General features: G+C 70.8%; 25 protein-coding genes. 11 read left to right on the forward strand and 14 right to left on the reverse strand.

Annotated features, from left to right (window positions below; all coding sequences use genetic code 11):
• Positions 1 to 16 precede the first annotated feature (16 nt).
• Positions 17 to 565 (forward strand): hypothetical protein, encoded by a 549-nt coding sequence (locus tag AB0H71_RS23650; protein WP_357024747.1) that lies wholly within the window; start codon positions 17 to 19, stop codon positions 563 to 565.
• Entirely contained in the window at positions 562 to 1,458 is an 897-nt protein-coding gene (locus tag AB0H71_RS23655; RefSeq protein ID WP_357024750.1) for a hypothetical protein, read from the forward strand. The genes AB0H71_RS23650 and AB0H71_RS23655 overlap by 4 nt, the downstream gene beginning before the upstream one ends.
• 56 nt (positions 1,459 to 1,514) lie before the next feature.
• Here the strand turns inward: AB0H71_RS23655 and AB0H71_RS23660 are convergent, their stop codons facing one another.
• The 7 genes from AB0H71_RS23660 to AB0H71_RS23690 form a co-directional block, all read right to left on the reverse strand.
• On the reverse strand, positions 1,515 to 2,387 hold the full coding sequence (locus tag AB0H71_RS23660) for an alpha/beta hydrolase (RefSeq protein ID WP_357024753.1): 873 nt from the start codon (positions 2,385 to 2,387) through the stop codon (positions 1,515 to 1,517).
• 31 nt (positions 2,388 to 2,418) lie between these two features.
• The gene (locus tag AB0H71_RS23665) at positions 2,419 to 2,892 is read right to left on the reverse strand and encodes a MarR family winged helix-turn-helix transcriptional regulator (protein ID WP_357024756.1); all 474 of its coding nucleotides are present in this window, start codon (positions 2,890 to 2,892) and stop codon (positions 2,419 to 2,421) included.
• Positions 2,893 to 2,906: 14 nt separating this feature from the next.
• Positions 2,907 to 3,611 carry a class III extradiol ring-cleavage dioxygenase gene (locus AB0H71_RS23670; RefSeq protein ID WP_357025547.1) on the reverse strand — a complete coding sequence of 235 codons (705 nt, stop codon included), beginning with the start codon at positions 3,609 to 3,611 and terminating at the stop codon, positions 2,907 to 2,909.
• A 327-nt stretch (positions 3,612 to 3,938) separates the two neighbouring features.
• Entirely contained in the window at positions 3,939 to 4,301 is a 363-nt protein-coding gene (locus AB0H71_RS23675) for a hypothetical protein (RefSeq protein ID WP_357025549.1), read from the reverse strand.
• 22 nt (positions 4,302 to 4,323) lie between these two features.
• Entirely contained in the window at positions 4,324 to 4,800 is a 477-nt protein-coding gene (locus AB0H71_RS23680) for a roadblock/LC7 domain-containing protein (RefSeq protein ID WP_357024758.1), read from the reverse strand.
• Positions 4,797 to 5,654, reverse strand: coding sequence for a hypothetical protein (locus AB0H71_RS23685; protein ID WP_357024761.1), 858 nt, complete (start codon positions 5,652 to 5,654; stop codon positions 4,797 to 4,799). Before AB0H71_RS23685 ends, AB0H71_RS23680 begins: the two co-directional genes overlap by 4 nt.
• Positions 5,651 to 6,031 carry a hypothetical protein gene (locus AB0H71_RS23690; RefSeq protein WP_357024763.1) on the reverse strand — a complete coding sequence of 127 codons (381 nt, stop codon included), beginning with the start codon at positions 6,029 to 6,031 and terminating at the stop codon, positions 5,651 to 5,653. Before AB0H71_RS23690 ends, AB0H71_RS23685 begins: the two co-directional genes overlap by 4 nt.
• A gap of 337 nt (positions 6,032 to 6,368) precedes the next feature.
• Here AB0H71_RS23690 and AB0H71_RS23695 point away from each other — a divergent pair, with 337 nt between their 5' ends.
• The gene (locus AB0H71_RS23695; protein WP_357024766.1) at positions 6,369 to 6,821 is read left to right on the forward strand and encodes a DUF4259 domain-containing protein; all 453 of its coding nucleotides are present in this window, start codon (positions 6,369 to 6,371) and stop codon (positions 6,819 to 6,821) included.
• Positions 6,822 to 6,825: 4 nt separating this feature from the next.
• On the opposite strand, the gene AB0H71_RS23700 is transcribed toward AB0H71_RS23695, so the two are convergent.
• On the reverse strand, positions 6,826 to 7,767 hold the full coding sequence (locus tag AB0H71_RS23700) for an LppP/LprE family lipoprotein (protein ID WP_357024769.1): 942 nt from the start codon (positions 7,765 to 7,767) through the stop codon (positions 6,826 to 6,828).
• 164 nt (positions 7,768 to 7,931) lie between these two features.
• On the opposite strand from AB0H71_RS23700, the gene AB0H71_RS23705 reads away from it, so the two are divergent.
• The gene (locus AB0H71_RS23705) at positions 7,932 to 8,360 is read left to right on the forward strand and encodes a DUF1801 domain-containing protein (RefSeq protein WP_357024772.1); all 429 of its coding nucleotides are present in this window, start codon (positions 7,932 to 7,934) and stop codon (positions 8,358 to 8,360) included.
• Positions 8,361 to 8,912: 552 nt separating this feature from the next.
• On the opposite strand, the gene AB0H71_RS23710 is transcribed toward AB0H71_RS23705, so the two are convergent.
• Positions 8,913 to 9,125 (reverse strand): hypothetical protein, encoded by a 213-nt coding sequence (locus AB0H71_RS23710; protein WP_357024775.1) that lies wholly within the window; start codon positions 9,123 to 9,125, stop codon positions 8,913 to 8,915.
• A gap of 385 nt (positions 9,126 to 9,510) precedes the next feature.
• Between AB0H71_RS23710 and AB0H71_RS23715 the strand changes: the two genes are divergently transcribed.
• Complete coding sequence (locus tag AB0H71_RS23715) at positions 9,511 to 10,002, forward strand: hypothetical protein (RefSeq protein ID WP_357024777.1); 492 nt, start codon at positions 9,511 to 9,513, stop codon at positions 10,000 to 10,002.
• Between the two features lie 20 nt (positions 10,003 to 10,022).
• Here AB0H71_RS23715 and AB0H71_RS23720 read toward each other — a convergent pair whose 3' ends face one another.
• The 3 genes from AB0H71_RS23720 to ychF all read right to left on the reverse strand — a co-directional run bounded on the left by AB0H71_RS23720 (position 10,023) and on the right by ychF (position 14,179).
• Complete coding sequence (locus AB0H71_RS23720; RefSeq protein ID WP_357025550.1) at positions 10,023 to 10,895, reverse strand: IS5 family transposase; 873 nt, start codon at positions 10,893 to 10,895, stop codon at positions 10,023 to 10,025.
• An 837-nt stretch (positions 10,896 to 11,732) separates the two neighbouring features.
• Positions 11,733 to 13,013 carry a RelA/SpoT domain-containing protein gene (locus tag AB0H71_RS23725; protein WP_357024779.1) on the reverse strand — a complete coding sequence of 427 codons (1,281 nt, stop codon included), beginning with the start codon at positions 13,011 to 13,013 and terminating at the stop codon, positions 11,733 to 11,735.
• Between the two features lie 71 nt (positions 13,014 to 13,084).
• Positions 13,085 to 14,179, reverse strand: a complete 1,095-nt coding sequence (ychF, locus tag AB0H71_RS23730) for a redox-regulated ATPase YchF (RefSeq protein WP_357024782.1) — start codon at positions 14,177 to 14,179, stop codon at positions 13,085 to 13,087.
• 35 nt (positions 14,180 to 14,214) lie between these two features.
• Here ychF and AB0H71_RS23735 point away from each other — a divergent pair, with 35 nt between their 5' ends.
• The 6 genes from AB0H71_RS23735 (at position 14,215) to AB0H71_RS23760 (ending at position 20,098) form a co-directional block, all read left to right on the forward strand.
• Positions 14,215 to 15,045, forward strand: a complete 831-nt coding sequence (locus AB0H71_RS23735; RefSeq protein ID WP_357024784.1) for a helix-turn-helix domain-containing protein — start codon at positions 14,215 to 14,217, stop codon at positions 15,043 to 15,045.
• 10 nt (positions 15,046 to 15,055) lie between these two features.
• Positions 15,056 to 15,457, forward strand: a complete 402-nt coding sequence (locus AB0H71_RS23740) for a VOC family protein (RefSeq protein ID WP_357024786.1) — start codon at positions 15,056 to 15,058, stop codon at positions 15,455 to 15,457.
• 105 nt (positions 15,458 to 15,562) lie between these two features.
• Positions 15,563 to 17,806, forward strand: coding sequence for a carbon starvation CstA family protein (locus AB0H71_RS23745; protein WP_357024789.1), 2,244 nt, complete (start codon positions 15,563 to 15,565; stop codon positions 17,804 to 17,806).
• 59 nt (positions 17,807 to 17,865) lie between these two features.
• Positions 17,866 to 18,036, forward strand: a complete 171-nt coding sequence (locus AB0H71_RS23750) for a YbdD/YjiX family protein (protein ID WP_357025553.1) — start codon at positions 17,866 to 17,868, stop codon at positions 18,034 to 18,036.
• Between the two features lie 53 nt (positions 18,037 to 18,089).
• Positions 18,090 to 19,547, forward strand: a complete 1,458-nt coding sequence (locus AB0H71_RS23755; protein ID WP_357024791.1) for an Ada metal-binding domain-containing protein — start codon at positions 18,090 to 18,092, stop codon at positions 19,545 to 19,547.
• Positions 19,547 to 20,098: a methylated-DNA--[protein]-cysteine S-methyltransferase gene (locus AB0H71_RS23760; protein ID WP_357024794.1), complete on the forward strand. Its 552-nt coding sequence runs from the start codon at positions 19,547 to 19,549 to the stop codon at positions 20,096 to 20,098. The genes AB0H71_RS23755 and AB0H71_RS23760 overlap by 1 nt, the downstream gene beginning before the upstream one ends.
• Before the next feature lie 72 nt (positions 20,099 to 20,170).
• On the opposite strand, the gene AB0H71_RS23765 is transcribed toward AB0H71_RS23760, so the two are convergent.
• Positions 20,171 to 23,521 carry an AAA family ATPase gene (locus AB0H71_RS23765; protein WP_357024796.1) on the reverse strand — a complete coding sequence of 1,117 codons (3,351 nt, stop codon included), beginning with the start codon at positions 23,519 to 23,521 and terminating at the stop codon, positions 20,171 to 20,173.
• On the reverse strand, positions 23,518 to 24,696 hold the full coding sequence (locus AB0H71_RS23770; RefSeq protein ID WP_357024798.1) for an exonuclease SbcCD subunit D: 1,179 nt from the start codon (positions 24,694 to 24,696) through the stop codon (positions 23,518 to 23,520). The genes AB0H71_RS23765 and AB0H71_RS23770 overlap by 4 nt, the downstream gene beginning before the upstream one ends.
• Positions 24,697 to 24,762: the final 66 nt, after the last annotated feature.

Raw genomic sequence — 24,762 nt, forward strand, 5'->3', positions numbered from 1 at the left:
GCGAAGGAGGAATCGGGTGTCTGCTGGAGTGTTGGCCATCGTGGTGCTCGTGGTGATCATCGCCGTGGCCGGGATCGCGCTACTGGTGCGCCCCGCGCTACGGAGCAACAAGCTGAAGCGCAGATTCGGCCCGGAGTACGACCGCGTGGTGACCGCGGCCCCGGACAAGCGCAGCGGCGAGCACGAACTACTCGACCGCGAGCGCAAGCACGCGGAGCTCGAACTGCGGCCGCTGGAGCCCGCGCGCGCCGCGCGGTACTCGGAGCGCTGGAACGGCGTCCAGGAACAGTTCGTGGACGACCCGGCCGGAGCCGTCCGCGAGGCGGACCGCCTGGTCACCGAGGTGATGGCCGAACGCGGCTACCCCACCGGCGATTACGAGGAGCAGGCCGCGCACCTCTCGGTGCGGCACACCGCGGTGCTCGAGCACTACCGCAAGGGGCACGAGATCGCCGGGCGCGACGCCTCCACCGAGGACCAGCGCACCGCCATCGTGCACTTCCGCGAAATCTTCCGCGACCTGCTCGACGATGGCACCTACAGCACCAAGGACGTGAACGCATGAGCACCGACCAGAACAGCACCCGCGACCGGTCCAGGGACCAGGTTCGGATCAGCGGCGGGCCGGGAGCGCCCGGTTCGACCACCGAGCCTTCGGTGACCGAGGACGACCGGCACCCGGACGATTTCCACGCCGGTGCGCCGGGAACGCGGGACGAGCACGCGCCGACCGATCCCGGCACCGACGGGACGCACACCGCGACCTCCTCCGACGTCGGCGGCACGCACGACGCCACCGCCTCGGGGACCCACGGGACGCACACCTCCACCGCGTCGGACGTCGACGGAACGCACGACGCCACCCACGGGACGTACACCTCTACCGGGTCGGATGCCGACGGCACGCACTCCTCGACCGGCTCCGCACTGGACCCGGACGATCACATCGCGGGCCGCTCGCACGACGAGCACCACTCCACCGTGGTCACCGACGACGCGGCCACCGCGGACGGCCTCTCCGGCAAGCCGACGATCACCGCCGACCCGGCGGTATCCGGCGAGCCGAGCACCGGCCACCACCCGGACCACGAGCCCGGCGACGTGGAGCCGCACTCCGCCACGGTCTCCCGGGAACCCGCGGTCCCCGCCACCACGGCGACGACCCCCGAGTCCGCGGACACCGGCAAGCCGCTCTTCGACCGCGACCTGCTCGACGTCCTGAACACCCGCTGGAAGGAAGTCCAGGGCTCCTTCGTCGACAACCCGCACGACGCCGTCACCAGGGCGGACCTGCTCGTCGCCGAGACCGTCGAGCAGATCACCACCCGCTGGTCCGAGCACCAGCAGCAGCTGCAGGGCCGCTGGTCCCGCGGCACCGACGGCGACACCGAGAACCTGCGCCAGGCGCTGCGCGACTACCGCACCTTCTTCCAGAAGCTGCTCACCCTCGGCGAGTAACCGAACCGCACGACCGGCCCCGGCCCGCGAATCCGATTCGCGGGCCGGGGCTTTCGTCATAGGTTCCCGAGCGTGCGCACGATCCGCTCGGTGGCCGAGCGCCCCTCCGGCACCGGGAGCAGCGGGTAGACGTGCACCCCGCCGGGTTGCACATCCACCCGCACCGCGGTGCCCGCCTCCTCGGCGCGGCTGCGCAGCCGCAGCACGTCGGGGTAGAGCAGGTCGCGGGTGCCGATGTAGACATCGGTCGGCGCCAGCCCGGCGAGCGGGCCGTTGATCGGGCTGAGCAGCGGATCGGCCGGGTCGGTGCCGCCCGCCCAGGCCAGCCCGCACTCCACCAGCCCGACCCGGTTCAGCCAGGGGTCGCGCACGTACCGCACCGCGGGGTTGGCCAGCGTGAGGTCGAGCCAGGGCGAGATGAGCAGGTTCCGGCCCGGCTGCGGCAGCCCGGCGCCGAGCAGGCTCTGCGCGAAGCCGAGCGCGAGCCCGCCGCCCGCGGAGTCGCCCGCGATCGTCACCCGCTCGGCGGGCAGATCATCGAGCAGCTCCTGATAAACCGCGGTGACCAGCGGATACGCCGCGTGGTAGGTGTAGTCCGGGGCCAGCCCGTAGATCGGCACCTCCACCCGCACCCCGGCGTCGGCGAGCCGGCCGACGAGTTCCCAGTGCTGCGCGATGATCTCGGCCATGTAGGAGCCGCCGTGCAGGTAGAGCGCACCGCGCTCGGCGCCGCCGCGCGGGGTCACGCTGACGCAGCGGAACCCCTCGACGGTGCGTTCGCGCACGTCGTGCCTGCCCATCAGGGTGGCGGGCGGCATGGCGGTGCCCTTCGGCGCGTTCAGCCGGGAGCGGGTGCGGGCGGGGGTGCTGGTCCCGCGCTTCCTGGTCGCGCGCAGGTAGCCCGCCGCCGCGTGCATGCGGATACTCATCGCCGTCCTCTCGCCTGCGGACGGGTCACGCTCAGCGCCCGGCTGTTCCAGCGCCGTCGAGCCCGTCCAGCAACGCAGTACCCAGGTCGCGCAGCTGATCCACCTGTTCCGGGGTGAGCCGGTCGAAGATCAGCCTGCGCACCTCGGCGACGTGGCTCGGCGCGACCGTGCGCAGCACGTCGAGCCCGGTGCCGGTGAGGGTCGCGTACTGGATGCGGCGATCCGACGGCGACGGTTTGCGCTCGACCCAGCCGCGCTCCTCCATCACCGAGATGGCGTGGCTGAGCCGGGACGGGCTGGTCGCGGTGTACCGGGCCAGCTCGCCCATCGGCATGGTGCGGTCGGGCGCGTCGGAGAGCGAGGCGAGCATGGAGTAGTAGCTGTGCCCGATCCCGACCTCGTCGCGCAGCTGCCGGTCCAGCGCCTGCGGCAGCAGGTGGATGAGCTTGATCAGCGGCATCCAGGCCGCCATCTCGCGGTCGTCCAGCCAGTGTGGATCGGGCACGCGTACCTCGGCTCTCAGGCGGTCTGGACCGACCTCTTGGCCAGGCCCATGGCGAATCCGTCGATCACGGTGGTGACCGCGGCGGCCGGTTCGGTCGCGGCGCCGAGGGTGACGAACAGCGGTGTGAAGTGTTCCACCGTCGGGTGCGCGTAGGCCAGCGCGGGCGCACGGCGCCGGTAATCGCCGAGCTCGGCCAGGTCACCGGCGGCCAGCGCGGTCGCCGCCCACTCGTCGAACTCCCGCGACCAGGCAGGCACCCGCTCCGGGTGCGCCCAGTCCACGTACGGCAGGCCGTGCGTCATGTAGCCGGAGCCGATGACCAGCACACCCTCCGCACGCAGCGCGCGCAGCCGCTCGCCGAGCGCGAGCAGCCCGGCCGGATCGTCGGTGGGCAGGCTGAGCTGCAGCACCGGGATATCGGCCTCCGGGTACATGACCTTCAGCGGAATCCAGGCGCCGTGGTCGAGCCCGCGGCCGCGGTGCTCGAAGACGTGCGTGCGGTCCGGCAGCACCGCCCGCAGCCGCTCCGCGAGCACGCCGGATTCCGGTGTGTCGTAGCGCATCCGGTAGTAGAGCGGGTGGAAGCCGCCGAAGTCGTAGACCAGCTCGGTCGGCGCCGTGCTGGTGATGCCGACGGCGTCCGACTCCCAGTGCGCGCTCACGATGAGGATCGCGCGCGGCCGCGGCAGCGCGCGGGCCCAGTCGTGCAGCTGCCGCATCCACGGCGTGTCCTCCAGCAGCGGCGGCGCACCGTGGCTGAGGTAGAGCGCGGGCAGCGGGCCGTCGCCCGGCGTCCAGCCGCGGTGCGGCTCGGTGCCCGCGGCGGCGTGCCGCAGGTGTCCGGCGAAGGGGTGCGCGGCGGGGACGAGCGCGTCGGCCGCCGCGGTGCGCGACGCCGACGGATCGAGCAGGCGGGACGTGGTCACGGGGCACCTCGGGGAGTCGGTATTTCAAAGTTCAAATTCTACCGACTGCAGCGCCGCGGGGTGCCGATTCATTCCCGCGATGCCCGGCCCCGGTGCCGGGCTCCGCGGGCGGGCGAGGTGCTAGACCTCGAGGTCCTCTTCGATGCCGCGCAGCCGGTGCCTGGCCAGCGCCAGGTTGGCCCGGTTGCGGTCGAGCGCGAGGTAGAGGAAGAGCCCCTTGGACTTGCGCCCGGTCATCGGGCGGATGATGTGGTACTGGCCCTGCAGCGTGATGAGGATGTCCTCGATGTCCTCGTTCAGCCCGAGCTGTTCCATGGTGCGCATCTTGGCCCGCACCACCTCGGTATTGCCCGCGGCGGCGACCTGCAGGTCGAGCGCCTTCGAGCTGCCGAGCATGCCGAGCGCCATGCCGCTGTTGTAATCGACCACCGCGGCGCCGACAGCGCCGTCGATGACCATCATGTCCTTCAGGGCGAGATCCATGGTGGTGGACACAGGTTTCCTTTCACTGGGTTTTCGTTGCCCGGTCTTTTCCGGGATCGTTCGTGATCGCCGTGAGGTGGTCGGCGATGGCGCGGGCGACGGGGCGGCTCTCCAGGTGCAGCCGCCCGACGTTCACCTCGGGGCCCGCGAGCACGGTCAGCGAGGTCCAGCCGGCCGCGTAGATGACCACGTGGCCGCCGGTGCCGTTCACCACGACCTCGTGGAACCCGCCGCCGTGCGCGGTGGTCGCGAGCCGGTGCGAGAGCGAGAGGTGGGAGGCGGCGAGCGCCGCCATCCGGGAGGGTTCGATGTGCGGGGGCAGGTCGTGCGCGACCAGCAGACCGTCGCTGGAGGCGACCAGCGCGCCGGTGAGCCGGGGCACCCGCTCGCGCAGCGCCCTGAGCTCCGCCAGTACCACGGCGTCGGGTTCGGGTCCGGACATCGACACCTTGCTCTTCCTTCCCATCAGGTCGCCGAGCAGCTTCTTTCCCGCCGTCACCACTTCAGCTCCTCCAGCGCCGCCTTCAGCCGGATCAGCACCTCGGCGTCGACCGGCTCCAGCCGGTCGTACGGGGCCAGTGGCTCGACCGGCTGGGCGACGCGGCGCGGCAGCGGCGTCGACAGCGTCGGCGGCGCGGGCAGCGGGCGCTCGACCAGGTCGGCGGCGAACGGCCCGGGCAGCGGCGTCACCGGGAGCGTCGTGGTCTCGGCGCCGAACGGTTCGGGGAGCGGGACCGGGTGCTCGACCAGCTCGGCGGCGGTCAGCTCGCGCACCGCCTCCAGCACGCCGTAGGCGGTGCGGCCGAGCGCCCGCGCGATCGAGGCGATGGTGCGGTGGCCGTCCGCGATGGCGAGCACCTCGGTCTGGCCGCCGGTGAGCACCACGCGCCTGCGCCGGACCCGGCGCACCGGCACCACGGCGGCCCGGTCGACCAGGGCGGCAGGCCACGGCCCCGAGCGCGGATCGCCGCGGCGCGCGCACTCGCGCACCAGCGCCTGCGGCGGCACGTGGCAGACCGGGGCCAGCCAGTGCGCGGGCGCCGGGCGGAATTCGCTGCGCTCGGCGGTGGCGAGCAGGAAGTAGGCGGCGTCGAAGACCGACAGCAACGCCAGGGTTTCCAGCCGGGGTCGGCCCAGCACCGGGGCCGGATCGCCCGCGCCGGCGCGCCGCCAGTCCTCCTCGGTGGCCACCCCCGCCTCCACCACGAGCCGGTCCAGCCCGGTGGTCCAGCGGCATTCCGCGGAGACGATCGCGCCCTCGGCCAGGTGGAACTCGCCGTCGCTCGCGCGCAGCACGCCGGTGCTCCCCGCCTTTTCCAGCCGCCGCAGTTCGAGCTCGAGATCAGTACTCATGCCGGTTCGCCGGCCATTTCGCCGAGGATATTCTTGAGCCGGAATCGCGCCATTGCCAAGTTCCCGTTTTCCTCGTCGAAGAGGACGTGAACGAAAAGTCTTCCGTCGAAATCGCCGTTCACGAGATTCAGCAAGTGATATCCGCTGGTGCCGTAGACGATGATCTCGCTGACGTCGTCGCCGTCGGTCGCGAGCGCCGGGCAACCGAGCACCGCGCGCACCACGTCCGTGGTCGCCGCGGCGTCCTCGTGCTCGTCGACGAGGTCGTGCTGCCCTGCAGCTGCGATCGCCAAGCCACTGGCCCCGTCCACCAGTGTCACGCTGCGCGCACCAGGAATGTCCATGATGCGTTGCAGGCAGCCATCGATCCCGATCACCGATCCCCCGGCCTGTTCCTTGCGTAGGTTACGAATTCCAGACGCTACACACCGGCGCCGGTGATCGCACGCCGAACGGCAGATAATCCCGGGCAACCGCGGCACCGGAGAATATACTCGCCGGTATTCAGACTTATCGGTATTAGAAACCTCTTGGTATTCATTTCCGGAATACTTCTTATATCGACTCGAGATAGGGACCAAGGACCCTTGCCCGGACCCGCGGGCGACGCACGTCCGGGCCGCCACTGAACGACCGCCCCGTTTGTTTCATCGGCTACCACACCGCTACGCCCCCGCGATCACCGGGCACACCCTGTCGGTGCGGTGCCCTACGGTGATCCGCGACACCACGAGAGAGGACCCCATGGGCGCCTGGGATTTCGGACCGTTCGACAACGATCACGCCGCCGACTGGTGCGCGCGGCTGCACCACGCCGAGCCCGGCGACCGGCAGGCCGTACTGCGCGGCGCGCTCACCGAGGCCGCCGACACCACCGGCTACCTGGACAGCGACGAGGCGAGCGCCGCCGTCGCCGCCGCCGCGGTCGTCGCCTCGACGCTGCCCGGCGGCACCCCCGTCACCTCCGCCTACGGCCCCGGCTTCCTCAGCGGCGGCGGCTCGCTCGAGATCGGCGACGGTACACCGGAACTCGCCGCCCGTGCCTTGGAGCGGGTGCTCGGCGCCGACTCCGAATGGGTGGAGCTGTGGGCCGAGGGCGGCGGCGACACGGCGCAGCACCCGGCGTTCGTGAGCGTGCACGAACTGCTGGCGGTGCTGCGCCGCTGAGCCGCTACCCGCAGAGCTGCTCCGGCGCGCCGAACTCCGCGCAGCGCAGCGCGCTGCCCACATCGACCGGGCGCCACGCCCGCGCGGTGTACTGGAACAGCACCCGCGCCGGCTGCGTGGTGCCGCCGTGCGAGCCGCTGCGCGCCGAGGCCCAGCCGTTCGCGCACTTCGCGTCCTCCAGCTCGACCGGCTTGGCCAGGCGGGTTTCGACCTCGGTGCCGCTCAATGCGGTGACGAGGGTCGCGGTGTCCACCGGACAGCCGGTGGCCGGCTGGAACGGGTCGGTGACCTCGCTCGGGATCGAGCGGTCCGGCGTCACCGCCCCGCCGTCGAGCGTGAAGGTGACGGTGACCGGGCCGCCCTGCGGGCAGCAGAACGGTTCGTCGCCGACGAGCCAGCGGTACTGCACCTGCACGGCGGTGTCGGTCGAGCCGGTGACCGAGGCGTAGGAGGTCTCGCGCTGGGTCGCGGTGCCCAGGTAGCCGGTGTGGTCGAAGAACAGGATGTGCGACGGGGAGCTGGCGGAGCCGCCCGCCGTGTAGCGGGCCCACAGGAGTTGCGGGCAGTCGGGGAGCGCGTTGGCGCTCGCGCCGTCCGGGAGGAACGGTGCCTCGTTTCCGGCTCGGCCCAGGGTTGCGACGGCCGCTGTCACCACCGGTGATGCCGGGTCGAGGCACTTCCCGCCGCCTGCCGTCGCGGGCACGCCCGGGCTGTTTCCGCCGGGTTGCTGGGTTCCGCCCGGCTGCTGGGTTCCGCCGGGTTGCTGCGTCCCGCCGGGTTGCTGGGTTCCGCCGGGCTGTTGCGTCGCGCCCGGCTGTTGCGACCCGCTCGACGCCTGCGTCCCGCTCGCGCCCGGCGGCGCCGGTGACGCCGTATCGCCCTGACACCCCGCCACCGCCGCGACCACCCCGATCGCCACGACCGCCGCCCCGAAGATCTTCCTCATTGCCTCCCCTTCCGGAATCCCGACACCAGCGAAATCGGAAACCCCCGCCCGGCATTACGCCCCCAGTTCCGGGGCTAGCCACAAGTGATCAGTTTTCGAGAAGCCCCCGCCCCGCCGCCGCCCTAGCGTGGTCGATACCGGATCACCCCAGGCAGGAGCCCCTCATGACCGACAAGACCAAGAGCTACGACGGCTTCACCACCGAGGAACGCGACGCCATGAAGCAGCGCGCCACCGAGCTCAAGTCCCGCAAGCGCGGCAAGGACACCGAGCCGGAGGTCCTCGCCAAGATCGCCGAGATGCCCGACGCCGACCGCGCCATCGCCGAGCGCATCCACGCCCTCGTCGAGCAGCACGCCCCCGGACTGGTCCCCAAACTCTGGTACGGCATGCCCGCCTACGCACTGGACGGCAAAGTGGTGTGCTTCTTCCAGGCGGCCGCGAAGTTCAAGGCGCGGTACGCGACGTTCGGGTTCGACGGGATCGCCAAGTTGGACGAGGGGTCGATGTGGGCGACGTCGTTCGCCATCACGGAGTTGTCGGAGGGGGATGAGGAGCGGTTGGGGGTGTTGATTGCGAAGGCAGTGGGCTGAAATGCGTCGGCCAACGAATGACGTTGCACGAACCGACCACGAGCCGCACCTCGAGGTCTCGGTCAGCGACCTGACTCGCCTCGGCGAACTCGCCCACGACCTCGACGATCCGGTCGCGGCGGCTGAGGCATGGACCTGAGAGGCGAGCAGGCCGGTGATGCCGCTGGATAAGCACCGCTGGCCAACTCACCTGTCGACGCCTTCGGTCACGCCGACTTGGCTGCTCGGCGCGCGGTGGTCGACCTGCTATGCGAGGTCCACCTCAACCCAGCGCCCACGGCCGAAAGACCTTCGACCCGAGCTCCGTTCGCCTTATGCCTCGGTAGCTCGGCGTTGGGCTCTCGGATACTCGCCCGTGCGGTGCCGGCGCGCGGCTGGGTGCCGCTGCTGGCCTCGGCGAGGTGAGCCAATTGAGCCGGGCGCCGACCAGTACGTCGTCCTCCTGAGCGCGCTCCGGTCGAGTGCCACGGACCTGGTAGCAGTCGACGAGAGGAGCCGGGCTCGATCGAGCCCGGCTCCCTTGTTCTTCACTTCGTGCTCTGCCCGAATCCGCTACGCCGCGGCGCGGACTCCGAAGAAGTTCGCGAGCGCCACGGGCACCTCAACCCCCAGCACCAAGGCCAGCACCGCTGCACCCCACATCGGCTGAGGCGAGTACGCCACCATCATGGCGGCCGCCGCCCCGAGCACCACCAACGCGACGTGCATCGTGAAGGTGATGCGTTTGGAATTGAACGAGCTGAACTGGCGCGATATCCTCGCCACCGGTGCCTCCTTGGTCGATTACCGGATTTCCAACGGGTTTTGAGCAGCGCGGTGCCGAGTTGTCGTGTCCCACCCCCTTGCCCGGGGTGGGCACGCTCGACGCGATTCGCGTCGCCCGGCCATGACTGTAACGAGCGCCTAGGCACCCCGCCGAAACTCATACTTCGCTGCGGAACAAGCTATTTGGTCTCGTTCCGGGATCGCCACAGGTGAAGGCGCATAACGCCCGAACTTAGCTCGCCTAGGAAACTTCCTGGACGTGTCCAATATCACCAGAAATGTATGGCTTGTGTCACAGTCATTATGTGTTCAGCGTCACCATAAATTAGGCCGGTGCAGTAATTACTGATTGCAGTATCGTTCCGTGTCAACTTATTCTGGACAAATGGTAGCGAAGGCGGAGAACGCGCTGGTCCAGGTCGACGAGCCCAGCCAAGACGAGATCGCAACGACCGCGCAGGAGCTGTCGGCGCAGCTGGTCACCTCGGTCCGCGACGCCGCCTCGCTGCTGCTTGCGGACGTGATGGATGACAACGAAGCCATCGCGAATTCCCAGGTCGGCGCCCACATCCAGCTGACCCTCATCGAGATCCGGCTCATGCAGACCCTCGGCTTCAACCTCGACGGCGCGATTGCCACCGCCCGAGAGGCCGGCGCCACCTGGGATCAGATCGGACAGATCTTCGATCTCACCCGCCAAGGTGCCTACGAGCGATGGGGCAAACCGGCCCGGCAACTCCTCGATGCCCGCCAAGCCCGCGCCGACCGCGCCGCAGAGCCGATCAATCCCCTTGACCAATTCGACCCCACCTACCCGCTCGACACCGCCGCAACCAACCGACGGCGCCGCCGCGGGGTCTCACACCGCCGCGGCTAGGCCGTGTTGCGAAGTCGCTGTCACTGGTCCCGCAGCCAGTGGTTGATGGCAGCGATATGGACGCTGGCGAGGTAGCGGACGGCGAGTTTGTCGTAGCGGGTGGCGACGGCTCGATGTTGTTTGAGCTGGTTGATCCCGCGTTCGACAGCGTTGCGGTCGCGATAGACGACCGGGTCGCAGGCCGGGGGCCGGCCACCGGCCCGGCCGCGGTTGCGGCGATGACGAAGCTGGTCGGCCGGGCTCGGGATCGTGGCCGCGATGCCGCGGCGGCGTAGCCAGGCCCGGTTCGCGCGCGAGGAGTAGGCCTTGTCGGCCAGCACCCGCTCCGGCCGCCGCCGCACCCGGCCTGGCCCGCGACGTGGGACCGCGATCGCGTCGAGAACGAGCGGCAGGTGCGGGCTGTCACCGGCCTGGCCCGCGGTGAGCAGGATCGCCAAGGGTTTGAGTCCTTGCTCGCAGGCCAAATGGAGTTTCGTGGTCCACCCGCCCCGCGATCGGCCCAGCCCGTGATCAGCGGGCTCACCGGTCGTGCCGGGGCGGGCGCCGGCGGCGTGCTGGTGGGCGCGCACGATCGTGGAGTCCACGCTGACCTGCCAGCGGATCGAACCGGTCGCGTCGGCGTAGACCTGCAGCATCTTCCAGATCAGCACCCATGAGCCGTTGTGCTGCCAGCGCCGGAACAACCCGTAGACCGCCTGCCACGACCCGTAGCAGGTAGGGACATCGCGCCAGGGTGAACCGACCCGGGTTCGCCAGCGGATCCCGTCGATGAGCTGGCGTCTGTTCCATTGCGGCGGGCGACCCGCCTTCTTCGCGCGGGGCAGCAGCGGCTCCAGTCGTGCCCATTGGGCATCGGAGAGATCCGCTCGTCCCGCGGCCGTTACGCTGGCCACGAGGTCTCCGGTGGGTGCATGTTTTGCTTGGTCGCTGAACACCACTACCGGAGACCTCGCCACGTCACCTCACCGGGATCTCCCGCCGGTCAACGGGTTCCGAGTCATCGGTGCGACTCGCGCGCATCACTTCGCAACACGGCCTAAGCGAGGATCAGGAAGGCGCCGCGCCGAGCGGCGCCCGCAATTACCACTTACCTCGACGGCGCCGGGATGCCGCACCCCGGCCCGGCCGGCAAGATGCCCGACGCTCGCCAGTAACGAGCCCCATAACTCCGAAATAGCTGCGGCAGACCCGCGACCGGAAGTTGAGCGCCCCCGACTCTCTGAGAGTGCCTGCCTCTGCGGCGAGCAGCCGGGGTCCGGGCAGGCGCCCCCGAGGCAGCCCTCGGGCTGCACAGGTCTTCTGGAGTGGAGCCGTGGCTGTAGTGCGTGGTGGATGGTGACTCTCCGATCGGCCTGGGCATCTTCGATCACCCGGGTGGTGGGTGTCCAGAGTGGCCGCAGGCCATTGGCGCAGCCCACGCGCAGCGCCCCGGATGCCCGTTATCCGGGTGATAGGCCCGTCTTGGCCGAGCGGAGAGGCGCCGCACACCACACCCGGCGAAAGCAGGCGCGAGCCCTCGGCTCGCGGACGACGGCGCCCAGCGCCGTCGCACCACCCACCTGCAGCACCCCGCCCGAGCTTTCCTCGGGCCACCCCTCTTGGCCGCCGATTTCTAGACCGCCACCTCCGCATACGACGCCACCAGCCCACCCCGTTACCGCAGCTTCTCGGTTCAATATAAGGAAGCCGAACTCGATATGGAGAATGTACCAGTTGCAAGCAATCGGTCATTAACTTTTACGACCAGTTTCACCCAATCGCTTTCGAACCTTCTCGGTCAGGTCCTGCAATTCTCCGACCGCAAGGTCCAGTTCCTGATGCGAGTACGACTGGCGACCATGGACAATATTATTGCGGAAAGCGCGCAAGACATTAACTATCTTGACGTCTTTCTTCTCGATAATCCCATATGCACACAGAAGATCGCCGGTGAGAATTGAAGTTCTAGCCTTGCCCGCACGAGGAGATCGATCGAGCGCATCGCGCGTCAAGTCTTCGAATTCAATCCACGCTTCCAGGAAAGCTCCCAACCAATTGCGCGACGATGGGACCTCTGCCGGACTCTGACGCCCACCCCTTACTGTATCGTACAGCTTATATCTGGTTTTGTCTTCCTTGAGAATTGCATCGGCCACCTGCTCGGACAGTGGACGCTTCTCGAAATCCATATGTATAGCGCTGACATATCCACGCAAGGCCACAGGGGTATCGAGATTCAACCGGGTAATAAAGTCGAAAAGAACGTCAATCTGACCCAGTCCCGCTTGGGCGATTGGCCGATCCTCCACATCGAGCAGGCCGAGGAGATGGGATGCCAGTTCGAAGTGGTCGGAGAACTTTCTCTCATCCCTCGCCACTCGTCGCTCTCCAGCTTTCTGGAGACTCTCTAAAGCAATCTCAGCCGAAATCGCCAGGCCATTCAATAGGTCAAGCGCGGCCAATTCTTCATCGGAGAGATTATCCGCCTGAGGCTTGTAAACAAGGTCGTGTTCAACCTCCGCCCAACCATGCATGAATACGGAAGCAACCTGTATTTCGAGCTTCGCATGTGCGTAGCGCTTGTCGTTATCCGAAAGCGTCGACCGCTGCAATCCGGCCCTAAAATGCGACGCAGAATATCCTGAAAAACGTGGCGAATCCAGGGCGGGGTTTTCGTTTCGCTTTTGCTCGGGAAAGAATCTTGTTGCATGCACCCGAAATAAGCGCCGAATAGCACCTTCGACCAGTTCTCGCTGCCCAGGGAAATAGAGGGCAACCCGCACTCCAGCCAGGTCGACTATATCGTCGAAAATTTCTTGGACATTCTGGTAGCCAGATTCTTTTTTATTGTTGCGCTGTCGACATTTTTGTTCAAGCCGATCGGCCGATTTTGCACGGTTCGAAACTATGCAACGGACGCCTTCTTTTTTCAGCTCAGCTCGCAGTAGGTTGGCCGCTTTTCGGGAAACCTGTTCATAGAAGTCATATTCGCGTGTGTAACGGTCTATGAACTCGTCGATGAAGTCATTCATCCACAGCTACCTCTTCTGCAAGATGCCCCCAGCAGCTGCTGTCGCTGCCGTCGGTCCGAGCCTCGGACCGCTCACTTCTTAGCTGAGGCTAGTCCACTACGGAACTCGACCACGTCACCATCGGTCATAACGTAGTCCTTCCCCTCCATCCGAACCTTCCCCGCCGACTTCGCCGCAGCCATGGACCCAGCCGCAACCAAATCGTCGTAGGCGACGATCTCCGCCTTGATGAACCCGCGCTCGAAATCGGTGTGGATAACCCCGGCCGCCTTCGGCGCGGTATCCCCCTGGTGGATAGTCCAGGCCCGAGCCTCCTTGGGCCCGGCGGTGAGGTACGTCTGCAAACCGAGGGTGTGGAACCCGGCGCGGGCGAGCCCGTGCAGCCCGGGCTCGGCCTGGCCGATGGACTCGAGCAGCTCGAGGGCGGACTCGTCGTCGAGCTCGAGGAGCTCGGCTTCGACCTTGGCGTCGAGGAACACGGCGTCGGCGGGGGCGACGGAGGCGCGGAGTTCGGCGACGCGGGCTTCGTCGGTGAGCACCGACTCGTCGGCGTTGAAGACGTACAGGAACGGCTTCACGGTGAGCAGGCTCAGTTCGCGCAGCAACTCGGTGTCCACCTCGGCGGCGGCGGCGAAGAGGGTGCGGCCGGAGTCGAGGATCTCCTGCGCCTGCTTGGCGGCGTCGGCGGCGGGTTTGCGGTCCTTCTTGACCCGCGCCTCCTTCTCCAGCCGCACTACCGCCTTCTCCAGCGTCTGCAGGTCGGCGAGGATGAGTTCGGTCTCGATGACCTCGATGTCGGCGGAGGGGTCGACGCGGCCGTCGACGTGGATGACGTCGTCGTCGGCGAAGACCCGGACGACCTGGCAGATGGCGTCGGCTTCGCGGATGTTGGCGAGGAACTTGTTGCCGAGGCCGGCGCCTTCGGAGGCGCCCTTGACGATGCCGGCGATGTCGACGAAGGACACGGTGGCGGGGACGATGCGCTCGGAGGCGAAGATCTCGGCGAGCTTCTCCAACCGCGGGTCGGGCAGCGGGACCACGCCGACGTTGGGCTCGATCGTCGCGAAGGGGTAGTTCGCGGCGAGCACGTCGTTCTTGGTCAGGGCGTTGAACAGCGTCGATTTTCCGACGTTGGGCAGCCCGACGATTCCGAGGGTGAGACTCACGAGGAACAGAGTCTACGCGGCGTAGCCTGTGAGCCATGCAGCCCACCTCCGAGGTGGTGACGGCCCGGCCCGCGCCCGCGCTGGCCGGCGTCGTCGACCACTACCTCGGCTATCGGCAGACCGGGTACCCGCCCGGGCTGCACCGCGGGCTGCCGTCCAGGCACCTGACCTTCATCGTGGCCATCGGGCCGCGCATCGAGGTGGTGGCGCAGGCCGATCCGGGGCAGCGGCCGGACGCGTACGGCTGCGTGCTCGGCGGGTTGCAGGCGGGGCCGGCCACGATCCGGCACGGCGGTGCGCAGGAGGGCGTGGCGATCGCGCTGACGCCGCCGGGGTGCCGCACGCTCTTCGGGGTGCCCGCCGGGGAGCTGTGGAGTCTCTCGCTGGAGCTGGCCGATGTGGCGGGGCCGCTGGGTGCGCGGTTGTGGGTGGAGCTGCAGGGCGTGCCGGATTGGGCGGGGCGGTTCGCGGCGATCGATCGGGTCCTCGGCGAGCTGGCGGATCACGAGCGGCGGGTCACGCCGGAGCTGGCCGTGGCCTGGGGCTCGGTGGTGCGCGGGCCGGCTTCCATTCAAGCCCTGGCCGACGATATCGGGTGGAGCAGGCAGCACCTGACCAGGAAGTTCACCGCCGAGTTCGGGCTCGGGCCGAAGCTGGCGGGGCGGATCGCCCGGTTCGAGCGGGCGCGGCGGATGGTCGAGCGGGTTCCCTCCCACATCTCGCTGGCGCAGGTCGCGCTGGCCTGCGGGTACTACGACCAGGCGCACCTGAACCGGGACTTCGCGGAGCTGGCGGGGTGCGCGCCCACCACCCTGCTCGACACCGAGATTCCATCCGTCCAAGACGGGACCGCACCCCTGGCGTGAAGGTGGAGCCATGAGCGAAGACACCGTTGGCCTCTGGCCCTGCCTCTCCTTCCGCGACGCGGTGCAGACCGTCGATTTCCTGGTGCGCGCCTTCGGGTTCCGCAAGGTGGCCGAGTACACCAGGGAGAACAATCCCGCGATCGTGGAGCACGGCGAACTCCGCTGGCCCGCGGGCGGCGGCATCATGTACGGCACCGCGAACAAGTCGGACGACCCGTTCTGCTCGCGCGCCACCGGCAACGACAATATCTACCTGGTCACCGACGAGCCGGACGCGCTGTTCGAGCGCGCCACCGCGGCGGGCGCGGAGCTCGTGCGCGGGCTGCGCGACGAGGACTACGGCTCCCGCGGATTCAGCGTCCGCGACCCCGAGGGGAATCTCTGGAGTTTCGGAACCTACCGCGGGGAATGACCCGCGGGGGAACAATATGGAACAAGCAGGGGCCGGTGCGCTCCCATCGGATACGTTGGCTGCTGTTTCGGCAACGGGGCTGGGCGTCGACGGGAGAGTGAGCAGATGGCGACGATCGAATATCTGCGGACGGATCCGGATCTGCCACCGGTCGGCGTGGTGGACAAACGTCCGATCACGCCGGTCAAGAAGGGGATATTCGGCGTCATCGCGGTGCTCGGCGCGGTCGCCTGGGCGATTCTGGCGCTGGTTCGCGGCGAATCGGTGAACGCGGTGTGGATCGTGATCGCGGCGGTCTGCACCTACGTCATCGCGTACCGGTTCTACTCGACCTTCATCCAGCGCAAGATCACGAAGCCGCGCGACGACCTCGCCACCCCGGCCGAGATCCTGGAGAACGGCAAGGATTTCGTGCCGATGGACCGGCGGGTGCTGTACGGGCACCACTTCGCCGCCATCGCGGGCGCCGGGCCGCTGGTCGGCCCGGTGCTCGCCGCGCAGATGGGGTACCTGCCCGGCACCATCTGGATCGTGGTCGGCGTGGTGCTGGCCGGCGCGGTGCAGGACTACCTGGTGCTGTGGATCTCGCTCAAGCGCCGCGGGCGGTCGCTGGGGCAGATGGCCCGCGACGAGCTGGGGCTGGTCGGCGGGGTCGCGGCCATCGTCGGCGTGCTGGTGATCATGATGATCCTGCTCGCGGTGCTCGCGCTGGTGGTGGTGAACGCGCTGGCGGAGAGCCCGTGGGGCATCTTCTCCATCGGCATGACCATCCCGATCGCGCTGTTCATGGGGCTGTACCTGCGCTACCTGCGGCCGGGGAAGGTCGGCGAGGTCTCGATCATCGGCTTCGTGCTGCTGCTGCTCGCCATCGTCTCCGGCGGCTGGGTGGCGGAGACCGCATGGGGCGCCGACTGGTTCACGCTCTCCCCGGTGACCATCGCCTGGCTGCTCATCGGCTACGGCTTCGTCGCCTCGGTGCTGCCGGTGTGGCTGCTGCTCGCCCCGCGCGACTACCTCTCCACCTTCATGAAGATCGGCACCATCGGGCTGCTCGCGATCGGCATCCTGGTGACGCTGCCGGTGCTGAAGGCGCCCGCGGTGTCGCAGTTCGCGATCAGCGGCAACGGCCCGGCCTTCGCGGGCAGCCTCTTCCCGTTCCTGTTCATCACCATCGCCTGCGGCGCGCTCTCCGGCTTCCACGCGCTCATCTCCTCCGGCACCACCCCGAAGCTGCTGGAGAAGGAGTCGCACGCCCGGATGATCGGGTACGGCGGCATGCTCATGGAGTCGTTCGTCGCGGTGATGGCGCTCATCACCGCCTGCATCATCGACCAGCACCTGTACTTCGCGATGAACGCGCCGGTCGGGCTCACCGGCGGCACCCCGGAGACGGCCGCCGCCTACACCAACTCGCTCGGCCTCTCCGGGCCGCCGACCACGCCGGAGGCGCTCAGCCAGGCGGCGGCGGACGTCGGCGAGGAGAGCATCATCTCGCGCACCGGCGGCGCGCCGACGCTGGCGATCGGCATCTCCGAGGTGTTCCACCAGTTCCTCGGCGGCGCGAGCATGAAGTCGTTCTGGTACCACTTCGCGATCATGTTCGAGGCGCTCTTCATCCTCACCACGATCGACGCGGGGACCAGGGTGGCGCGGTTCATGCTCTCCGATTCGCTGGGCAACTTCGGCGGGCCGGCGCGCAAGTTCAAGGATCCGTCCTGGCGGGTCGGGGCCTGGTTCTGCTCGGCGGCGGTGGTGCTGGCCTGGGGCTCGATCCTGCTCATGGGCGTCACCGACCCGCTGGGCGGCATCAACGCGCTCTTCCCGCTCTTCGGCATCGCGAACCAGCTGCTCGCGGCGATCGCGCTGACCGTGGTGGTGACCATCCTGATCAAGAAGGGGATGGTGAAGTGGGCCTGGATCCCGGCGCTACCGCTGGTCTGGGACCTGGCGGTGACCATGACGGCGTCCTGGCAGAAGATCTTCTCCGCCGACCCCAAGCTCGGCTACTGGAAGCAGCACAGCATCTGCCAGCAGGCGCAGGAGGCGGGCACGCTGTGCCTGACCGCCAAGACGCCGGAGGCCGTCAACGCCGTCGTGCGCAACACTTTCATCCAGGGCACGCTCTCCATCGTCTTCGCGGTGCTGGTGCTCATCGTGGCTGCGGTCGGCGCGCTCGTCTGCGTGCGGGCGCTGCGCTCCGGCGGCGCGGAGACCACGGAATCGCCGGAGGAGCCGTCGAAGCTCTTCGCGCCGAGCGGGTTCTTCCCGTCGGCGGAGGAGAAGGAGGTGCAGCGGCAGTGGGACGAGCTGGCGGCGAAGCCGGAGCGGACGCCGGAGCCGGCGAGCTGACCGGGCGGCGGGACGGCCGGACCGCGCTCCCGGCCGTCCTGCGCCGGGTGGCGGGCGGCGTGCGCGGGGTGCTGTGGTGGTTCGACGGGGTGCTCGGCGGCCAGGATTACCAGCGCTACGTCACGCACCTGCGGCGGGCGCACCCGGGGCGGCCGGTGCCGTCGGAGCGGGAGTACTGGCGGGAGCGGCACGCGGAAGCCGAGCGGAATCCGGGCGCGCGCTGCTGCTAGTGACGTCCGATTTCCGCTAGCCGGACCCACGGCGCACTGCCAGACTCGAGGGCGTGAACGACACGGCTCTCGACTTCGAACGCTGCTACCGGGCGGTCTCCACCCGGGACGCCCGCTTCGACGGGCAGTTCTTCACCGCGGTGCGGACCACCGGCATCTACTGCAGGCCGTCGTGCCCGGCGATCACCCCGAAGCGGGCCAATGTCTCCTTCCTGCCGACGGCGGCGGCCGCGCAGCAGGCGGGGTACCGGGCCTGCAGGCGCTGCCTGCCGGACGCCGCGCCCGGCTCGCCGCACTGGAACACCAGGGCGGATCTGGCGGCGCGGGCCATGCGGCTGATCGGGGACGGCGTGCTCGAGCGCGGCGGGGTCCCGGAGCTGGCGGCCGGGCTCGGCTACTCGCCGCGGCAGCTGACCCGGGTGCTCACCGCCGAGCTCGGCGCCGGTCCGCTGGCGCTGGCCAGGGCGCACCGCGCGCACACCGCGCGGCTGCTGATCCAGACCACGGCCATGCCCATCTCGGATGTGGCCTTCGCGGCGGGGTTCGCCAGCATCCGGCAGTTCAACGACACGGTGCGCGAGGTGTTCGGGGTGAGCCCGACGGTGCTGCGCACCGAGGCGCGCCGCCGCGGCACCGCGCCGGACACCGCCGCGGGCACGCTCACCCTGCGGCTCCCCTTCCGGCCGCCGCTGGACCGCGCCTGGCTGGCCTGGTTCCTCGCCGCGCACACCGTGCCGGGGCTGGAGAGCTGGGCGGACGGCGTGCACACCAGGGCGCTGCGCACCCCGCACGGGCACGCGGTGGTCCGGCTGACGCTGCTCGACGACCACGTGCGCGCCGAACTCGCGCTGCGCGACATGCGCGATCTGGCGCCGACGGTGGCCCGGGTGCGGCACCTGCTCGATCTCGACGCCGACCCGGTCGGCATCGACGAGGCGCTCGGCGCGGTGCGGCCCGGGCTCACCCCCGGCATCCGGGTGCCCGGCTGCGCGGACGGCGCCGAGCTGCTGCTGCGCACCATGATCGGGCAGCAGATCTCGGTGGCCGCCGCGGCCACGCACACCGCGCGGCTGGTGGCGGCGCTCGGCGAGCGGGTCGAGGGGGCGGTGCTCTTCCCCGAGCCCGCGGTGGTCGCGGAGCGCGGCGCCGAGGTGCTCACCGGGCCGGGGCGCCGGGTGGCGGCGGTGCTCGCGGCGGCGGAAGCGGTGGCGAGCGGAGCGCTGGTCCTGCACGCCGGGCGGACCGCCGCCGAGCTGCGGCGCGACCTGCTCGCGCTGCCCGGGATCGGGCCGTGGACCGCCGACTACGTCAGCATGCGGCTGCTCGCCGACCCGGACATCCTGCTCGGCACCGACCTGATCGTGCGGCGCGGCGCGGAGCTGCTCGGCATCGACCTGGCCGATACGGCGCGGTGGTCGCCGTGGCGGTCGTACCTCTCCATGCATCTGTGGCGGGTGGCGCTCGGCGATCGGGTCGCCGCCTCCCTCGACTCGAAAGTGCAGGTTCAGTGATGATCTCGACTGCCGACTACGCCGTGGTCGCGACGCCGATCGGGCCGTTCACCGCGCTCGTCGACGCGGACGGCGCGGTGCTCGCCAGCGGGTGGACCGCCGACGCGGAGGGGTTGCGCGGGCTGATCCACCCCGCGCTGCGCCCGGAATCGCTGCGCGCGCGGGACGGGCTCGGTTCGGTGACCGCGGCGATCACCGCGTTCCACGACGGGGAGGTGGGGGTGATCGACGGGGTGCCGGTGCGGCAGCGGTCGGGGCCGTTCCTGCTGCACGCCTGGGATGTGCTGCGGACGGTGCCCGCCGGGGAGCCGCTCACGTACACCGAGTTCGCCTCGGTGGCGGGGCGGCCCGCGGCGACCAGGGCGGCCGCGAATGCCTGCGCGCGGAACGCGGTGGCGCTCTTCGTGCCCTGCCATCGGATCCTGCGGATCGGCGGGGCGCTCGGGGGGTTCCGGTGGGGGTTGGAGGCCAAGCGGTGGTTGCTCGCGCACGAGGCGCGGGCGGTCGCCGGGGCGGGCAGTGGTGAGCTCGCCGGGGCCGGGCGGAGGTAGGGGCGCACCTGGGCGGCCTCGCAGACCGGCTGACGTCGGACACGCGCGAGATCGACTGCGCCGCAGCCGCCTTCAGGCGACGGTGGCGCGGAGGGAGGAGCCTTCGCGGCCGCGGACGACGTGCAGGCGGCTGGGGATGCGCTGGCGCATCTCGTCGACGTGGCTGACGATGCCGACCACGCGCCCACCGGCGCGGAGTTCGTCCAGGACGCCCATGACGGCGTCGAGGGTGTCGGCGTCGAGGCCGCCGAAGCCCTCGTCGATGAAGAGCGTGTCCAGGACGATGCCGCCGGATTCGGCGGCGACGGTGTCGGCGAGGCCGAGCGCGAGGGCGAGCGAGGCCATGAAGGTCTCGCCGCCGGAGAGCGTCTTGGCGGGGCGGACGGCGCCGGTGTAGTCGTCGCGGATGTCGAGGCCGAGCCCGCCGCGGCGGCCGCGCGGCCCCGCCCGGTCGGAGTGCACGAATTCGTAGCGGCCGCCGGACATGCGGCGCAGCCGCTCCGAGGCGGCGACGGCGACCTCCTCCAGCCGCGCGGCGAGCACGTAGGAGCGCAGCGACATCCGGCGGGTGTTCTCGCCGCGGCCCGCGACCACCTCGGCCAGCCCGGCCAGCTCCTCGAACTGGGTCTGCACCGGGGCCACCAGGTCGACGGCGGCCCACAGCTGGCTGCCGAGCTCCGCCAGCTGGGTGACGCGGCGCTGCGCCTCGGCCTGCTCGGCGATGGCGCGGTCGCGCTGCTCCTGCGCCTCGGTGAGGTGGGCGCGGAGGGCGTCGAGATCGGCCGGCTCGGTGCCGAGGGCGGCGCCGACCTCCGGCTCGGCGAGGACGGTTTCGGCGCGGTCGCGCAGGCGGTCCGCTGACGCGAGCTCGGCTTCGGTGTCGGTTTGCCAGCGCGGGTCCCGTGCGGCCGGGGTGACCAGTTCGGAGACGGTGGTCAGGCGGGTGATCGCCGCGGTGAGTGGATCGGCAGCGTCGGCGGTCGCCGCGCGAAGGGATCCGGCCGGGCCACCGGAGACAGCCTCAGGTTGGGTGTCGAACTTCGGTACTTCAGCCGGGTCACCGGACACAGCCCCGGGTCGGGCGTCGAACTCCGGTACCCCGGCCGGGTCGTCGGAGACAGCTGCGGCTCGGGCGGTGGAATCCGGTGCCTTGCTGACCACCGGCGATCCGGGGCGGATGGGCTCCGGGATCGCGAAGAGGGCCGGGGCGCCGGACTCGTCGGGCAGCTCGAACAGGGACTCGGGCTCCGCGGCACCGGCCTCGCCGGGCGCGAGAAACCCTTCGGCCCTGGCGAGCCCCTCCACCCGATCCGCCACCGACTCCACCCGCTCGACCGCGCTCCCCACCTGGTCCCGCGCGGTCCGCAACCCCTCGGCGGCGCGCACCAGCGCGCGCAGCCGATCGCGGCGGCGGTCCAGCGAGGTGTCGGCGCCCGCGGCGCTGCGCAACCGCGCGGTGAGCTCGGCCAGCCGCTGCTCACCGGCGGCGATGGCGGAGCGCACCGCGCCGCGCTGGGTTTCGTACTCGCGCAGCTGGTCCTGCATCCCGGCGGATTCGGCGCGGAGCCGCTCCACCTCGGCGGCGGTGCGGTCGCGGGAGTCGGCGAGTTCGCGGGCGTCCTCGACGCGCAGGGTGGCATCGCGCAGGTTCGCGGCGAGCTCGACCCGGTCGGCGTCGCCGCCGCGCGCGGCCAGCGCCTCCGCCTCCCGCTCCAGCTCGGTGACGAGCGCGAGCGCGGTGTCCCGCGCCCGCTCGGCGGCCTGCTCGGCCTTGCGGGCACCGGCCTCGGCGGCCTCGGAGACGGCCTCGGCCGCCGCTGCGGCCGGCTTCGGGTGCTCGGCGGAGCCGCAGACCGCGCAGGGCTGCCCGGTGGCGAGCGCGGCGGCGAGCTCGCCCGCCATTCCTGCCAGGCGGCGCTCGCGCAGGTCGAGCACCTGTTCGCGGGCATCGGTGTGGGCGGGGCGCACGGTCTCGTACCGCACCCGCGCGACATCGAGTTCCCGTCTGCACTCGGCCAGCCGGACCGCCGCGCCCGCGGCCGCGCCGAGCCGGTCGATCTCGGAGGTCAGCGCGGGCAGCGCGGCGGCCGCGGTCTCGGACTCGCGCAGCCGCACCTCGGCATCGGCGAGCCGGGCGGGGAGGGCATCGCGGCGGCCGGCGAGTTCGTCCAGCTCGCGGGCGAGCCGGGTCTCCCGGTCGTGCAGTTCGGTGAGCTCGGCGCCGAGCCGCTGCGCGGTGGCGGCATCGGCGGCGACCTCGTCCAGCGCGCCGATGCGGCCGCTCCAGACCCGGACGGCCGCATCCAGATCCGCGGCCGGGGTGACCACGCCGTCGGTGACGGGCAGCTCCCGCACCCCGGCGATATCGGCGGCCGCGGGTTCGGTGAGCGCGGCACCGAGCCCGCGCGCGGCGGTGGCGCGGGCCTCCAGCCGGGCCCGGGCCTCACGGACGGCGGAGCGCGCCTCGGCGAGCGCGGTCGTCACCGGGGCGGCCCTGCGGGCGGCGTCGAGCTCGGCGCGCAGCGCGGCCCTGCGGCCGGCGTCGGCGGCGTGCGCGTCCAGCTGGGTGCGGGCGGTGGCGGCGCGGGCGCGCAGCTCGGCGGTGCGGCGCTCGGTGTCGAGCGCCTGCCTGGCGGTGTCGTAGCCGGTGCGGCAGGCAAGCACCCCGGCGTCGGCCTCGATGACGGCGGCGCGGGCGGCGGCGAGCAGCTCCTGCGACCAGGCGACGGCCTCGGAGGGCGCGACCGCGGTGGTCACCGGCTCCCCCGCCGCCACCCCGACCTGGGCGACCAGCCGGTCGATGTTCTGGTGCCTGTTCTCCAGCTCGCTCGCCGCCACCCGGCGCCGCTCGGCCAGCCAGTGCTCGGCCGCGCCGAACCGCTCGGTGTCGAAGAGCTTCTCCAGCAGCTTCTCCCGGTCCTCGTTCTCCGCGCGCAGGAAGCGGGCGAAATCGCCCTGCGGTAGCAGCACCACTTGGAAGAACTGGTCGGCGCTCATGCCGAGCAGCCGGAGGATCTCGTCGCCGATCTCCTGGATCCGGGAGAGGTTCGTGCCCGTGCCGTCCAGCCAGGTCAGCGTGGCCTTGGGCTGCTCCTTCGTGGTGCCCTCGCCGCGCCGCTTCGGCCGCTCGAACTCCGGCGTGCGGCCGATCCGCACCCGGCGGCCGCCGAGCGTGGCCTCCAGCAGCACGCTGGGCGGGGTCTGCGCGGGGGCGTGGTCGGAGTGCAGCCGCTTGCTCTCCGCGCGGGCGCCGGGCACCCGGCCGTAGAGCGCGAAGGCGATGGCGTCGAGCACGGTGGTCTTGCCCGCACCGGTCTGGCCGTGCAGCAGGAAGAGGCCCTCGGCGCCGAGCGCGTCGAAATCGATCACGGTCTTGCCCGCGAACGGGCCGAAGGCGGTCAGTTCCAGCCGGTGCAGCCTCATGCGGAGAGCTCGCCCGGCTCCGTGGCGGCGGCCGCGGGGGCGTCGCGCTCGGTCACCGCGGCGGCGAGCGCCTGCTCCAGCAGCTGGACCTCGCCCGCGGACGGCTCGTCCCGCACGTCGCCGACGAAGCTCCTGGCGATCTCGATGTCCCGCCTGCCGTGCACCCGCTCACGGTAGCGCAGCTCCGGATTGCCCTCCGGCCGAACCCATTCCACGTGCACGGCGTGCGGGAAGCGGGTCCTGAGCCTGCGCAGCGGCTCCACCGGGCGGGTGTGGTCGGTGAGCGTGGCGGAGACGTAGTCGTCGACCGCGCCGTCCAGCGCCGGATCCTCCAGCAGCCCGTCCAGGGTGCCGGAGAGCGCGCGCAGCCCGCGGACCACCGGCAGCTCGTGCCCGCGCACCTCGTGCAGCCCGTCGGCGTCCAGCTCGACCAGCCAGACGGCCTTGCGGTGCGAGCGCTCGCCGAAGGAGTACGGCAGCGGGGAGCCGGAGTAGCGCACCGCCGCGGTGAGCGTCTGCGGCGAGTGCAGGTGCCCGAGCGCCACGTAGTCGATGCCGGCGAAGGCGGCGGCGGGCACCGTCTCCACCCCGCCGACCGCGATCGAGCGCTCGGAGCCGGTCGCCTCGCCCCCGGTCACGAAGGCGTGCGCGAGCACCACCGAGCGCGGGGTGCCGCGGGCGGCCAGATCGGCCCGGATCCGGCCCATGGCGGCGTCGAGCACCTCGGCGTGCGAACGGGCCTGCGGGACGTCGAGTTCCGCGCGGGTGATCTCCGGCTCCAGGTAGGGGATGCCGTAGCAGGCGACGGTGCCGTGCTCGTCGTCGAGCAGGACCGGCCGGTCGCAGGCGGCGACGGTGGTGCAGAGGTGCAGCCCGCCCGCGGCGGCGAAGCCGGCGCCCGCGCCGAGCCGGGCCGGGGAGTCGTGATTGCCCGAGGTCGCCACGATGCGGGCGCCCGCGGCGCGGATGGCCTCGAAGCCGCGGTTGCAGACGGCGATGGCGTCGGCGCTGGGGATGGCGCGGTCGTAGACGTCGCCGGCGAGCAGCACGACGTCGACCGACTCGGCGGCGACCAGCTCGGCGATGGCGGTGAGCGAACGGGCCTGATCGGCAAGCAGATCGACGCCGTGGAAGGTGCGCCCGATGTGCCAGTCGGAGGTGTGCAGCAGCCGCATGCCGCGAAACCTAGGCCAAGGCACCGACACAGTTCAAACATCCACGCGGTGAGCGGGGCGTCCGGG

It is taken from the genome of Nocardia sp. NPDC050697 (assembly GCF_040654395.1).
Taxonomy (GTDB): domain Bacteria; phylum Actinomycetota; class Actinomycetes; order Mycobacteriales; family Mycobacteriaceae; genus Nocardia.

Bases quoted from the DNA above. Each gene is read 5' to 3' on its own strand.
- AB0H71_RS23655 (WP_357024750.1), top strand. From the start codon at position 562: ATGAGCACCGACCAGAACAGCACCCGCGACCGGTCCAGGGACCAGGTT.
- AB0H71_RS23660 (WP_357024753.1), bottom strand. From the start codon at position 2,387: ATGAGTATCCGCATGCACGCGGCGGCGGGCTACCTGCGCGCGACCAGG.
- AB0H71_RS23670 (WP_357025547.1), bottom strand. From the start codon at position 3,611: ATGCGGCAGCTGCACGACTGGGCCCGCGCGCTGCCGCGGCCGCGCGCG.
- AB0H71_RS23675 (WP_357025549.1), bottom strand. From the start codon at position 4,301: ATGGATCTCGCCCTGAAGGACATGATGGTCATCGACGGCGCTGTCGGC.
- AB0H71_RS23685 (WP_357024761.1), bottom strand. From the start codon at position 5,654: ATGAGTACTGATCTCGAGCTCGAACTGCGGCGGCTGGAAAAGGCGGGG.
- AB0H71_RS23700 (WP_357024769.1), bottom strand. From the start codon at position 7,767: ATGAGGAAGATCTTCGGGGCGGCGGTCGTGGCGATCGGGGTGGTCGCG.
- AB0H71_RS23705 (WP_357024772.1), top strand. From the start codon at position 7,932: ATGACCGACAAGACCAAGAGCTACGACGGCTTCACCACCGAGGAACGC.
- AB0H71_RS23715 (WP_357024777.1), top strand. From the start codon at position 9,511: ATGGTAGCGAAGGCGGAGAACGCGCTGGTCCAGGTCGACGAGCCCAGC.
- AB0H71_RS23725 (WP_357024779.1), bottom strand. From the start codon at position 13,013: ATGAATGACTTCATCGACGAGTTCATAGACCGTTACACACGCGAATAT.
- AB0H71_RS23735 (WP_357024784.1), top strand. From the start codon at position 14,215: ATGCAGCCCACCTCCGAGGTGGTGACGGCCCGGCCCGCGCCCGCGCTG.
- AB0H71_RS23740 (WP_357024786.1), top strand. From the start codon at position 15,056: ATGAGCGAAGACACCGTTGGCCTCTGGCCCTGCCTCTCCTTCCGCGAC.
- AB0H71_RS23745 (WP_357024789.1), top strand. From the start codon at position 15,563: ATGGCGACGATCGAATATCTGCGGACGGATCCGGATCTGCCACCGGTC.
- AB0H71_RS23760 (WP_357024794.1), top strand. From the start codon at position 19,547: ATGATCTCGACTGCCGACTACGCCGTGGTCGCGACGCCGATCGGGCCG.
- AB0H71_RS23765 (WP_357024796.1), bottom strand. From the start codon at position 23,521: ATGAGGCTGCACCGGCTGGAACTGACCGCCTTCGGCCCGTTCGCGGGC.
- AB0H71_RS23770 (WP_357024798.1), bottom strand. From the start codon at position 24,696: ATGCGGCTGCTGCACACCTCCGACTGGCACATCGGGCGCACCTTCCAC.